At 67.8% G+C, this 12,791-nt stretch carries 10 protein-coding genes; 8 read left to right on the top strand and 2 right to left on the bottom strand.

Going from position 1 to position 12,791, the window contains the following annotated elements:
- Positions 1-15 precede the first annotated feature (15 nt).
- The 5 genes from AC1DFR_RS15490 to AC1DFR_RS15470 all read left to right on the top strand — a co-directional run bounded on the left by AC1DFR_RS15490 (position 16) and on the right by AC1DFR_RS15470 (position 5,039).
- Positions 16-966 carry a LysR family transcriptional regulator gene (locus AC1DFR_RS15490; RefSeq protein ID WP_476873816.1) on the top strand — a complete coding sequence of 317 codons (951 nt, stop codon included), beginning with the start codon at positions 16-18 and terminating at the stop codon, positions 964-966.
- 92 nt (positions 967-1,058) lie between these two features.
- Complete coding sequence (gene panD, locus AC1DFR_RS15485; RefSeq protein ID WP_028275366.1) at positions 1,059-1,487, top strand: aspartate 1-decarboxylase; 429 nt, start codon at positions 1,059-1,061, stop codon at positions 1,485-1,487.
- A gap of 106 nt (positions 1,488-1,593) precedes the next feature.
- A complete protein-coding gene (locus AC1DFR_RS15480; RefSeq protein WP_018774009.1) occupies positions 1,594-2,520 on the top strand; it encodes an AEC family transporter in 927 nt (308 codons plus the stop codon).
- 67 nt (positions 2,521-2,587) lie between these two features.
- The gene (locus AC1DFR_RS15475; protein WP_476873815.1) at positions 2,588-3,718 is read left to right on the top strand and encodes an FAD-dependent oxidoreductase; all 1,131 of its coding nucleotides are present in this window, start codon (positions 2,588-2,590) and stop codon (positions 3,716-3,718) included.
- Positions 3,719-3,869: 151 nt separating this feature from the next.
- On the top strand, positions 3,870-5,039 hold the full coding sequence (locus tag AC1DFR_RS15470; protein WP_476873814.1) for a GmrSD restriction endonuclease domain-containing protein: 1,170 nt from the start codon (positions 3,870-3,872) through the stop codon (positions 5,037-5,039).
- A 30-nt stretch (positions 5,040-5,069) separates the two neighbouring features.
- On the opposite strand, the gene AC1DFR_RS15465 is transcribed toward AC1DFR_RS15470, so the two are convergent.
- Together AC1DFR_RS15465 and AC1DFR_RS15460 are read right to left on the bottom strand one after the other, a co-directional pair.
- Positions 5,070-7,697, bottom strand: a complete 2,628-nt coding sequence (locus AC1DFR_RS15465; RefSeq protein WP_476873813.1) for a trehalase-like domain-containing protein — start codon at positions 7,695-7,697, stop codon at positions 5,070-5,072.
- 190 nt (positions 7,698-7,887) lie between these two features.
- On the bottom strand, positions 7,888-9,219 hold the full coding sequence (locus tag AC1DFR_RS15460; RefSeq protein ID WP_476871772.1) for a hypothetical protein: 1,332 nt from the start codon (positions 9,217-9,219) through the stop codon (positions 7,888-7,890).
- A 239-nt stretch (positions 9,220-9,458) separates the two neighbouring features.
- Between AC1DFR_RS15460 and AC1DFR_RS15455 the strand changes: the two genes are divergently transcribed.
- From AC1DFR_RS15455 to AC1DFR_RS15445, 3 genes are all read left to right on the top strand, one after another.
- The gene (locus AC1DFR_RS15455) at positions 9,459-10,775 is read left to right on the top strand and encodes an ABC transporter substrate-binding protein (protein WP_476871773.1); all 1,317 of its coding nucleotides are present in this window, start codon (positions 9,459-9,461) and stop codon (positions 10,773-10,775) included.
- Positions 10,776-10,875: 100 nt separating this feature from the next.
- Entirely contained in the window at positions 10,876-11,826 is a 951-nt protein-coding gene (locus AC1DFR_RS15450; RefSeq protein WP_028278192.1) for a carbohydrate ABC transporter permease, read from the top strand.
- Positions 11,823-12,791, top strand: a complete 969-nt coding sequence (locus AC1DFR_RS15445) for a carbohydrate ABC transporter permease (RefSeq protein WP_476873812.1) — start codon at positions 11,823-11,825, stop codon at positions 12,789-12,791. Before AC1DFR_RS15450 ends, AC1DFR_RS15445 begins: the two co-directional genes overlap by 4 nt.

The following is a 12,791-nucleotide window of genomic DNA, read 5'->3' as shown; positions in this document are numbered from 1 at the left end:
CACAAAGGAATAGAGATGCTCGACGTCCGGCGTTTGCGACTGTTGCGCGAACTGAAGATCCGGGGCACTTTGGCCGAAGTGGCCGAAGCGCTTCAGTACAGCCCGTCGTCAGTCTCGCAACAACTGGCCCTCCTTGAGAAGGAGGCCGGGGTGGAGCTCCTCCGCAAGACCGGACGCCGGGTGCAGCTGACCCCGCAGGCCGAAGTCCTGGTGGCCCACACCTCCCAGCTCCTGGAGACCCTCGAGCAGGCGGAGGCGGACTTGGCCGCGTCGCTGACCACGGTCACCGGCACCGTGCGGATTGCGGTGTTCCAGTCTGCCGCGCTGGCGCTCATGCCGGACACCCTGACCAGGATGACCGCCAGCTACCCGGAAGTCCGCGTCGAAATGACCCAGCGGGAACCGGAGACGGCCCTGCACGAGACGTGGGCCCGCGACTTCGACCTCGTGATCGCCGAGCAGTACCCGGGCCATGCCGCCCCGCACTACGCCGAACTGGACCGCGTGGCCCTGACCCGCGACGCCATCCGACTCGCCGTTCCGCCCCCCTCGCCGGACCGCGACCCCATCAGGACGCTGGCCGATACCGCAGGGCTGGCCTGGGTGATGGAACCCCGCGGAGCGGCCTCCCGGCACTGGGCCGAGCAGGCCTGCCGGAGCGCCGGGTTTGAGCCCGACGTCCGCTTTGAAACCGCCGACCTGCAGGCCCAGATCCGGCTGATCGAATCCGGAAATGCGGTGGCCCTGATGCCCGACCTCGTGTGGACCGGCCGCGGCACCAGCGCGCAACTCCTGGACCTGCCCGGGGATCCGCACCGTACGGTGTTCACCTCGGTGCGGCGCTCGAGCGCCAGGCGGCCCGCACTGCTGGCGGCCCGGGAAATCCTGGCGGTGACGGCGGCATCCATCGTGCCGGCGGCGGCCGCGGGCGTCCTCGGCCCGGCCCCCGTGGACCGGCCCGCGTGACTTCCGGCATGTGGAACCGCGCGCGTAACGGCCCGCGGCATGTGCAGTGGGCCACAGCGCGGGCGGTGGCCCCGCGTTAGACTGATGTCGTTATGAATCGCACAATATTCAAATCCAAGATCCACCGCGCGACGGTCACGCACGCGGACCTGCACTATGTCGGATCCGTCACCGTGGACCTGGATCTGCTGGAGGCGGCCGACATCCTGCCCGGGGAGCTCGTGGCGATTGTCGATGTCACCAACGGCGCCCGGCTCGAGACCTACACGATTGCCGGCGAACGCGGTTCCGGCGTGATCGGCATCAACGGCGCCGCCGCCCACCTGATGCACGAGAACGACATCGTCATCCTCATCACCTACGCCCAGATGACCACGGAAGAGGCCAAGGCGTACAACCCCAAGGTGGTCCACGTTGACCAGGACAACAAGATTGTCCAGATCGGCAACGACCCCGCCGAGGGCATGACGCCCGGGCTCATGCGTCCGCCGCACTCGCTGAACAACGCCGCGCTCAACTAGCGGCAGCGCGCCGTCGGACGTAATAGGACAGCCCGCGGAATAAAGCTGATTACTCTGGACGGGTGACCATCACCCGCCGCCCACCCGCCCCGCTGCGGAGAACCGCGTGCTAGGGGTATTGGCGGGATTCTTTGTCGTCTGGGCCATCATCCTGGTCGGCATGTTCGTGGGCCGGCGCAATATCCTGGGCGAGAACGCCCGCCCCGTCCTGAGCGCCCTGACGTTTTTTGTGGCCAGCCCCGCCCTGCTGTTCGAGACCCTCAGCAAGGCGAAACTCCACGATGTCTTTGCTGCGCCGCTTCTCGTGACGGCAGTCGGGGCGGTGACCACGGCGGTCCTGTTCTTTGGCATTGTGCGCTTCGCGCTCAAGCGGTCCCTGCCGGAAGCCCTCATCTCTTCCATGAGCTCGTCCCTGGCCAACTCGGCCAACCTCGGCATTCCCATCGCCGTCTTCGTGCTCGGTGATGCCAGTTATGTGGCACCCCTGCTGATCTTCCAGCTGGCTTTCTTCACTCCGTTGTTCCTCATGGCGCTGGACGCCACCACCAGCTCGCACCGCACTACGCCCCTGAGTTTCGTGCTCATGATCCTGCGCAACCCGATGATCGTGGGCACCGGACTCGGGCTCCTGGTGGCCGCAACCGGCTGGACGGTACCGCCGCTGATTCTGGAGCCCATTCACTTGATTGGCGGGGCCGCGATCCCGGCCATGCTGATCGCCTTCGGCATGAGTCTGAACGGTTCCAAGCCGTTGCAGGCGGCCGCCGGACGCCGGCTGGACGCCCTGCTGGCGAGCTTCTTCAAGCTCGTCGTCCACCCGCTGGTGGCCTACCTGTTTGCCCATTTTGTCCTCGGCATGCAGGAACAGGCGCTCTTTGCCGCCGTCGTCACGGCCGCCCTGCCCACCGCCCAAAACGTGTTTGTCGCGGCCAGCCGTTACCGCACCGGCGTAACGGTAGCCCGGGACACCGTGCTGATCACTACGGTGGTAGCTGTGCCCGCCATGATCGGCGTGGCCCTGCTGCTGGCCTGACCTCGCCGGGCAGCCGGGCCCGGCTGAACGGGATCGGCGGACCGGCACCAAATCCGGAGGAGGACCCTTGAAAACAACCCTGGACACTGTGGTCATCGGCGGCGGCGCGATGGGCTCGGCCGCCGCGTGGGCGCTGGCCCGGCGCGGCCGGGAGGTGACCCTGCTGGAGCAGTTCGGTCCCGGCCACCGCAACGGCGCCTCCCACGGCACAACCCGGAACTTCAACCCCGGCTATGCGGATCCGGACTACGTCGCCATGCTGGCAGAGGCGGCCAGGCTGTGGCGCGAGCTCGAAGCGGACGCCGGCGAGCGCCTGCTGGCGCGCACCGGCGTCGTAAACCACGGCCCCGATCCGCGGTTGCCCGAGATCCAGAATGCGCTGCTTGCCGCCGGGCTCCGGGCGGAATTCCTCTCCGCCGGGGAAGCCTCCGAGCGCTGGCGGGGCATCCGTTTCGATACGCGCGTGCTGCACATGGCGGATGGCGGCCAGTTGAACCCGGACGCCGCACTGCCGGCGCTGCAGCGGCTCGCCGCCGGGCTCGGCGCCGGGATCCGCCATCGTGTGAAGGTCCTCGAGTTGAATGTCCTCGACGACGGCGTCCGGCTCACGCTCGAGGCCGGCGGCCGCAGCGAGGTGCTCACCGCAAGGCAGGCAGTGGTCACCGCCGGCGGCTGGACCACGAAACTGCTCGCCGGGGTCGCGCCCCTGCCCCGGCTGACGGTCACGCAGGAACAACCCGCACACTTCGCCATCACCGATGAGGGCGCCCAGTGGCCGGGGTTCAACCACATGCCCGGCCACGGGGACGCGTACGCGTACTGGCGTTCGCCGGTCTACGGCATGCAAACACCGGGCGAGGGGATCAAGGCCGGATGGCACGGGGTGGGCCCGGTGGTGGACCCGGACCGGCGGAGCTTCGCGCCGGTGCCCGAGCAGCGGGCGGCCCTGCAGCGCTACGCCCGGGACTGGCTGCCCGGGGTCGACGCCGACTCCCTCACCGACATCAGCTGCACCTACACGACCACCGTTGATGAGAACTTTGTCCTGGACCGGATCGGGCCGGTTGTCATCGGCGCCGGCTTCTCCGGGCACGGCTTCAAGTTCACGCCGGTCGTGGGCAGGATCCTGGCCGACCTCGCGACCGGCGACGGCGGAGCGCCGGCTCTCTTCTCGGCCTCCCGCCCCGGGGTCCGCTGACTCCGTCGGAGAGCCAACGCGGGGTCACATGGCGCCCATGGTGGGGCCCGGCATGGGCCTGATGTGACCCCGTGTTGCTGTGTGGACCGGTAGGCTGGGGCCGGTCTTATGCGCCCGGATACCCGGCGCGCCAGCATGAGGTGGGGGAAAATTGCTCAGCACGCGATCAGGCAGCATCCAGTCCAGCGACATCCAGTCCAGCGGCGCCCAAGGCATGAGCGCCCGCAGCCCGAGGATCGGTGCGGTCGACTGGATCGCGCGTGGGGTGGCGGGCCTGTTGCTGGTGGCGACGTCAGCGTGCTCCGGCCCGGGTACTGTTCCCCCGGCCGCCGGCAACGGCGTCCTCCCCGTCGTCACGGCTACCCCCGCCACTGCGTCGGCCGGCACGGACAGCGCTCCGCTGGATCCGGACGCCACCCCCGGTGTCGAAGTTCCCGGTGCCGAAGTTCCCGGTGCCGAAGTTCCCAGTGCCGAAGCTTCAGGCATCGACGTTGCCGGCGCCGATGTTGCGGCCGCCGCGCCCCGGCAGCCGGCATTGGCGGGCAAAGCCCTCGCGGTACTGGCCACGCTGCCCGTCAAGGGCCGCGCCCCCAAGACGGGCTATTCCCGCGACCAGTTCGGCCCGGCCTGGTCCGACGTTGATCACAATGGCTGCGATTCCCGCAACGACGTGCTCCGCCGCGACCTTACTTCTGTCGCGCTCCGGCCCGGGACGCGGGACTGCGTGGTGCTCTCCGGCGTCCTGGCCGACCCCTACACGGCCGTCGCCATCCACTTCCTGCGCGGCAACGCCACCAGCACCGCCGTCCAGATCGACCACGTCGTGGCCCTCAGCGATGCCTGGCAGAAGGGCGCGCAGCAGCTCAGCCCGGCACGGCGGCTGGCCTTCGCCAACGATCCCCTGAACCTGCTGGCGGTGGACGGCCCGGCCAACCAGAGCAAGAGCGACGGCGACGCCGCCACCTGGCTGCCGCCGAACAAGTCCTACCGCTGCAACTATGTCGCCCGCCAGATTTCGGTGAAATCCAGCTATGGGCTCTGGGTGACCCAGGCCGAGCACGACGCCATGGCCCGGGTCCTGTCGAACTGCCCGAACGCCCTGGCCCCCGCCACCCAGCCGGCAGCCGCTCCGGCCCAAGCAGCACCCGCGCCAGCGCCGGCGCCAGCACCCGCGCCCGCGCCGGCACCGGCACCGGCGGCCGGCGTGGCGTACGCGAACTGTGCCGCGGTCCGTGCGGCCGGCGCGGCGCCCATCCGCGTCGGCCAGCCGGGGTACAGCCGCAGGCTGGACCGGGACGGGGACGGCGTCGGCTGCGAATAGCGGCGGCCGGCCCGTCCCCGGGCCGGGTGGTCAGTTCTTCTGGTGCTCGTGCAGGAGCCGGGCGCAGCGGATGAAGCCCAGGTGCGAATACGCCTGGGGATGGTTGCCCAGGTGGGTTTCCGTGCCGGGGTCGTATTCCTCGGGCAGCAGCCCCGTGGGGCCGAACAGGTTGACCAGCTGGTCGAAGAGGTCCCAGGCCTCCTCGATCCGGCCCACGGCGATGTAGGCCTCGATCAGCCAGGTGGTGCAGATGTGGAAGCCGCCCTCCAGGCCCGGCAGTCCGTCGTCGTACCTGTAGCGGAAAACGGTGGGCCCCACCCGCAGTTCCCGCTCCACCGCCGTGACGGTGGCCAGGAACCGGGGGTCGTTGACGTCCAGCAGGCCGGAGAGACCGATGTGCAGCACGGCTGCGTCCAGGTCCGGGCTGTCGTACGCCACGGTGTAGGAGGACGCCGACTCGTCCCAGCCCTCGCGCAGGACTTCCTCCCGGATCTTCGCCGCCGTGGGCTCCCAGGCCGGCAGCGGTTCCCGGCCATGCCGGACGGCCGTGCGCAGCGCCCGGTCGAGCGCCACCCAGCACATCACCTTCGTGTAGACATGGTGCCGCGGCGCCCGCCTGGCCTCCCAGATGCCATGGTCGGCCTCGTGCCAGCGGGCCAGCACGGCGGCGGCCATCTGGACCAGCAGGTCCCAGTGCTCGTCGGAGAGCATGCCCTGGCGGGCGCTGAGGGCGTGGATCAGCTCGGCGATCGGGCCGAACACGTCCAGCTGCACCTGGTGGTCGGCGGCGTTCCCGATCCGCACCGGGCGGGATCCCGCGTAGCCGGGCAGGCTCTCGATGATGGCCTCGGTGGACAGCGGCGCCCCGGTCACGGAGTAGAGCGGATGGAGCCACTCCGGACCCGGGGCGTGGGCCAGGATCCGGCCCAGCCACGCCAGGAATCCCTCGGCCTCGGCCGTGGAGCCCAGGTCCACGAGCGCGTTGACGGTCATGGACCCGTCCCGCAGCCAGCAGTACCGGTAGTCCCAGTTGCGGGTGCCGCCGATTCCCTCCGGCAGTGAGGTGGTGGGCGCGGCCAGCACAGCGCCGGTGGGTTCATGGACAAGCGCCCGGAGCACCAGCGCGGACCGACGGACCAGCGACGGCTTCACGCCGGGCAGTTGCAGTTCGTTGACCCAGCGCCGGGAGTGATGGGCGACGGCGGCGCGGCGCCCGGTCTCATCATCCGGCATCGCGGGCTGAGGTTCCGTGTCGCCGCAGCGCAGGTTGAGGACCACCGGTCCGTCCCGCAGATCGACGTCGCCCGTGGCCGTGGCGTGCCGGCCGTCGGAGGTGATGGCAAAGGCCACGCCGGGAGCCCGGAGAATGATCGGATCCGCGGTTCCCACGACGTGCAGTTCAGTTCCGCGCGCCTCCATGCTGAACGGGGCATTCGCGTAGTCCGGCCGCGGGGCGAAGACGACCCGGGCCGTGCCGGTGCCGGACAGCACCCGGACCAGGCTGGTGATGCCGTCCGGGGCCGGCTCCAGGTAGTCCGTCACGGTGACGTCGGCCCAGCGGGTTTCGACGATCATGGTGCTGTCCACGTAGCGCTGGCCCAGGACCTGCGAGGCCTTCGCCGGTTCCACGGAGAAGTGCCCCGCCGCATCGCCGCCGAGCAGATGGGCAAACAGCGACCCGCTGTCCGGCAGCGGGTGGCTCATCCAGCAGATCTTCGCGTCCGGGGTGATCAGGGCGGTGGACGAGCCGTTGCCGATCATGGAGTGCCGCTCCAGCCCCACGGCATCCTCGCCGAACAGCCACGCCCGCCGCAGTTCGAACAGGATCGCCAGGACGCGGGCGAACGACTCCGGGTCCCGGAGCGTGTGGGCTGCCACGGTGGGCCCCTCCCCCACGCGCAGCGCCATGTCCGGCCCGCGCAGCGTCGCCATGGCCAGCTCATCGCTGGAGGCGTCGCCTGCGTAGAGGGCGGCACTCACGCCTAGCATGGAGCGCAGGTGCTCCAGCGCGGAGGCCTTGGACGGTTCCACCACGGAGAGATCCAGCACCGAGCCGTCCACGACGAAATGCAGCCCGTGCGCCCGGGCGATCTCCTCCGCCTTCGAGGTGGCCAGTGCGACGATGTCCGGGCCGGCCGGGCGGGTGTGCACCGATACGGCGACCGGCTTGCGCTCAATGCTGATGCCCCGGTAGGCGCCAACGGTTTCGGCGAGTGCCTGGCTGGCCTGCTGCAGCACTGATTCGGTGGCGAGGGACAGCCCGTGGGCGTAGCCCATGTCGAACTCCGCGCCGTGCGAGCCGACCAGGTGTACCTCCGCGGGGAGCCGTGAGACGGCGGCCAGATCCCGCAGCGACCGCCCGGAGATGACAGCCGCGTGCGTGTTCGGGAGGGCTGCCAGGGCCCTCAACGCGATCGCCGCGCTGCCCAGCGGCAGGGTCTCGGTGGAAATGCCTTCTGCCGCGCACAGCGTGCCGCCGTAGTTGCAGGCCACGAGCAGCCCAGGAGTGCGGGCCAGGATCTTGAGCTCAGCCAGCAGTTGCGGCGTGAGCCCGTCGTCGGCCGCGTTGGTCTGCACGAAAGCGCGGAGCAGGCCCAGCGGGAGGGATTTGGTGAGAAGCGCAGAGTCGGCCAGGGCCTGGTTGAGCGGTGTGGGCATCGGCGCGGTCCTTCGAGTAGTCCCCCAATGCCTGCATGCGAATCGTCCCCGGGAGGACGCACTTCAAGTATCGTCCCGGGACGATTTCGCATGGGTGTCCCGGCAGTTGCGACTGTGTAACATCCGCCGGGCCGCCCGGACACCCTGGCACCAGTGCTGGTTCCTTGCTGCGCCGCCGGGCCGTTGCGTTTCAGCAGCCGGCTGGCCTGTATTCGTAGGTCCCCGCATCGGCCGCGCCGCCGCCCTGGCAGTCGCCCTTCTGGTTGGCCGGCCGCCCGTCCAGATCCAGGGGGAAGGGGCTGACCCCGGCCCGGTCAATGGCCGGGCTCGCGCCGGAGAGGTGGAGATCGGCGGGTGCGTTGACAAAGTCGGCCGGCTCGGTAGTGGAGGTGGCATCGGGAATGATGTTCGTGGGGCCGTTGAGGACGTTTTCCCGCTCGGTCCAGCCGGCGCCGTCCATCCACAGCGCGTTGCGGGCGGCCACCAGGATGTTTCCCCTGACGACGGTGGAGGCCGGGCACGACGCGTGGCAGACCAGAGCCTGGGAGTCCGCGCCGTCCAGCCACACGGTGTTGTATTCGAACGTGGTGCCGTTGGTCGGGCCGAAGGAGGACGTCCTGCCGCGCGCGATCAGCCCCATGGCCTGGGAGCAGTTGGGGCCGCAGGTGGACCGGACCAGGTTGTAGCTGTACGTGTTGCCGTCGGCAGTTCCGCCCTTCCCGCGCCCCAGTTCGGAGAAGACGTTGTTATCCACGGCCACGTTGTGGTGGATCCTGTTCCGGTTGCCGTTGAATATTTCGAACGCGCTGCCGTCGTGGCCAAAGTCGTAGGACAATGCGGTGGAGCCGGTGACGGTGTTGCCGGCGAACTCGTTGTCGCTGCCGTTGATCAGGAAGCCAAAGGCGCCCGAGTCGTCATCGCACTTCAGGGCCGTGGCGGTGCCGCACAGCTCCCCCGGCGTATTGACGTTCATGATGTTGTTGTCGGCAAGCGTGTTGTTGGTATAGGTGCCGAAGTCGGAGCCCTCGCTCACTTTGATGCCCGCGGCATTGTTCCTGGCGGCGGAGTTCCGCACGGAGCCGTGGTCGCCGTAGATGCTGAAGCCCGCATAGCCGCACGACTCCGCCCGCAGGCCGTCAACGGCGATGTAGTCACCGTCGAGCTTGACGCACGTTCCTGCCAGTCCGCCCGTAACGACGGGCGGATCGCCGCTTCCATAGGCATTCAGCGTGACCTTGAGCCGGCTGGTGCCGCTCTGGCCGACCACAAGGCCGCCGGAGAAGATGTCTCCGCGACGAAAGCTGACCGAATCCCCGGGCCGAAGCGCAGTGGCATTGACCTTGTCGAGCGTCGCCCAGGCTGACTGCGGCGACGTCCCGCCGTTGGCGTCACTGCCGTCGGCGCTCACGTAATACGTGGTGCCCTCGGACGACGCCGGCGCGGACGCGGACGGGCCGCCGAGCAATCCTCCCAGGAACAGCAGGACGAGCAGCGTGGCGGCGGCTGTGGACTTGATCTTCATGGGTGCACCTGGGTTTTCGCCATGTATCCGCGGTTCCGGGCGCCACCGCCAACCGGCGGACCACATCGGCACCCTGAGGGGCTTAACGCTAAGAGCGGTCCCGCCCTAAGTCAACGGACGGGTCCGGCCATGCGCGTCAAAATGTTCTTTTTTGCTACTTGACGTTCCTTATTGTGCGATTATGATAGCTAATGATGTGAGCTGCTTCACTCCACCCGCGTTATTTCAAAGGAGAAATTATGACCATGCATGAAGACGCACTGCTCCGGGCCTCCAGCCGAGGCGGGTGGGACCGGAGGACACTGCTGAAGACCTTCGGCGCCGGAGCAGTCGCGATGGCCGGCATTCCCCTGCTCTCGGCCTGCACGGGCGGCAGCGCACCTGCCAGCGGCGGCGCCAAGACGGCCACGTTCGGTTCCGGGTCCTCCGACGAGGTCCCCAAGGCTGCCTACAAGGCGGTGACCGACGCTTTCCAGAAGAAGTCCGGCATCGCGGTCACCACCAACGTGGTGGCGCACAACGACTTCCAGAACAAGATCAACACCTACCTCCAGGGCAGCCCCGACGATTCGTTCACCTGGTTCGCCGGGTACCGCATGCAGTACTACGCCGGCAAGGGGCTGCTCGCCCCGATCGATGACGTCTGGGAAAAGGTCGGCGGAAATTACTCCGATGCCCTAAAAAAGGCCTCGACCGGAGCCGACGGCAAGATGTACCTGATCCCGAACTACAACTACCCCTGGGGCTTCTTCTACCGCAAGAGCCTCTGGACGGAAAAGGGGTACACCGTCCCCACGACGTTCGATGAGCTGAAGGCCCTCGCCACCAAGATGAAGGCCGACGGCCTGATCCCGATTGAATTCGCGGACAAGGACGGCTGGCCCGCCATGGGCACGTTCGACTACCTGAACATGCGCCTGAACGGCTACCAGTTCCACATGGACCTCACCGCGCACCGGGAAAGCTGGGACCAGAAGAAGGTCAGCGACGTCTTCGACACCTGGAAGGCCCTGCTCCCGTTCCAGAACCCGAACGCGCTGGGCATGACCTGGCAGGACTCGGCGAAGTCCCTCGCGGACAAGAAATCCGGCATGTACCTGCTCGGCTCCTTCCTCACCCAGCAGTTCACGGACAAGACAATCGCCGACGACATCGACTTCTTCCCGTTCCCCGAGGTCGCGGTGGAAGGCCAGGATGCCATCGAGGCACCCATCGACGGCCTGCTGCTCTCCAAGAAGGGCGGCCAGAACCAGGCCGCCCGGGACTTCCTGGCCTACGTCGGTACCCCGGAAGGACAGGATGTGTACGCCTCGGTCGACTCGTCCAACATCGCCACCGCCAAGGGCGCCGATACCTCCAAGTTCACTCCGCTGAACAAGAAGCTGGCCGAGGCCATCAGCGGCGCCAAGAACATCAGCCAGTTTTTCGACCGCGATGCCCTGCCCGCCATGGCCAACAACGTGATGATCCCGGCGCTTCAGTCGTTCATCAAGGACGGCAACGTCGATGTGAAGAACCTGGAAGCCCAGGCCAAGTCCCTGTACGCCGCCCAGTAGCGGCGTGCCGACCGCGCGGGTGACCGCGCGGTCAGCACGGCTCTTTCTTCTGCATTTCCCTCTGCATTTCGCTCTGAATTTCACAAGGCAAGGAATCTCCATGAGTGTCTCTACCAACCCGTCGGCGCGGGGGCGCAAAGCAGCCGCAGCCCCCGCGCGGCGGGTTCGGCGGCTGTCCGGCCGCGACAAAGTGGTGCTCGGCTTGATGGTGGGCATCCCCACGCTGATCCAGCTCGTACTGGTCTGGATCCCCACCCTCATGTCGGTCGGACTGTCCTTCACCCGCTGGAACGGGCTGGAGCTGACCGACATCAAGCCCGCCGGCGTCGAGAACTACCAGTTCATCGCCCAGGATTACCCGCCGTTTTGGCCGGCCATGCAGCACAACGTGCTGTGGCTGGCGTTCCTGGCACTCGTCGCCACCCCGCTGGGGCTGCTCCTGGCCGTGCTCCTGGACCAGAACATCCGCGGCACGCGGATCTACCAGAGCATCTTCTTCGCCCCGGTGATGCTCTCCCTGGCCCTGATCGGGATCATCTGGCAGCTGTTCTACAACCGGGACAGCGGCCTCCTGAACTTCCTGCTTGGCACCGCCGGCACGCCCCAGGCCGTCGACTGGTTCGGGGATTCCAGCGTCAACATCTGGGCAGCCCTCTTCGCCGCCACCTGGCGGCACGCCGGCTACGTCATGATCCTGTACCTGGCCGGGCTCAAGGGCGTGGATCCGACCCTGCGCGAGGCGGCCCAGATCGACGGCGCCAACGCGGTCCAGACCTTCTTCCAGGTGGTCTTCCCGGCCATGCGCCCGGTGAACGTCATCATCATCGTCATCACCGTCATCGAATCCCTCCGGGCGTTCGACATCGTCTACGTGATCAACCGCGGCACCAACGGGCTGGAACTGATCAGCGCCCTGGTCATCCAGAACCTGGTGGGCGAAGGGCAGGTGATCGGCATCGGCTCGGCGCTGGCCGTCATCCTGCTCGTCATCTCGCTGATCCCCATCACGTTTTACCTCTCCCGCGCATTCGGAAAGGACAAAGAGGCATGAGCATCGCCCATCCAACCGATGCCGCCGCGGCCGGCAGCCCGGCAGACGCCCGGCAGCGCAGCTCCGGCCCAGGCAAGACCGGCCCCCGCCCCGGCAGGCCGGCCAACAACAAGCAGGGCAAGACGCACTACGGCACCCACGTCTTCCTCATCGTCATGGCGGCGATCTGGCTCGTACCCCTGGCCTGGGCCATTTTCACTGCCCTGCGGCCCAAAGCCGACACCGACAAATACGGCTACTTCAGCACCGGCGGCGCCTTCAACTTCGACAACTTCGCCCAGGCCTGGACACAGGGCGGCTTTTCCCAGCTGTTCTGGAACTCCGTGCTCATCACGGTCCCCTCGGTGTTCCTGATCCTCTTCTTCGCCTCCATGATGGCGTTCGCCGTGAGCCGGGTGAGCTGGAAGTTCAACATCACCCTGCTGATCATGTTCACCGCCGGAAACCTGCTGCCGCCGCAGGTGCTCGCGGCGCCGCTCTTTGAAATGTTCAAGCACTTCGAGCTTCCCTACGCCGTCAGCGATTCCGGGAACCTGCTCAACACCTACATCAGCGTGATCGCCGTGGACACCGCCTTCCAGATCGGCTTCGTGACGTTCGTCCTCTCGAACTACATGAAGGCCCTGTCCCCCGAGCTGACCGAGGCGGCCCTGGTTGACGGTGCCGGCGTCTGGCGCCAGTACTGGGACATCATCCTGCCGCTGTGCCGCCCGGCCCTGGCCGCCATGGGCACGCTCGAGGTGATCTTCATTTACAACGACTTCTTCTGGCCCCTGCTCTTCATCCAAAGCGGAGACCGGCTTCCGGTCACCACCGCGATCAACAACCTCCAGGGCCAGTTCCTCTCCAACTACAACCTGATCGCCGCCGGCGCCATGATCACGGCCGTTCCGGCCCTGATCATCTACCTGCTCCTGCAGCGCCACTTCGTGGCGGGCCTGACCCTCGGCTCCAGCAAAGGATAA

This window comes from Arthrobacter sp. 05T410, from assembly GCF_056396505.1.
The sequence above is the reverse complement of the archived record's forward strand: the minus strand, read 5'-3'. Positions and strand labels throughout refer to the sequence as shown.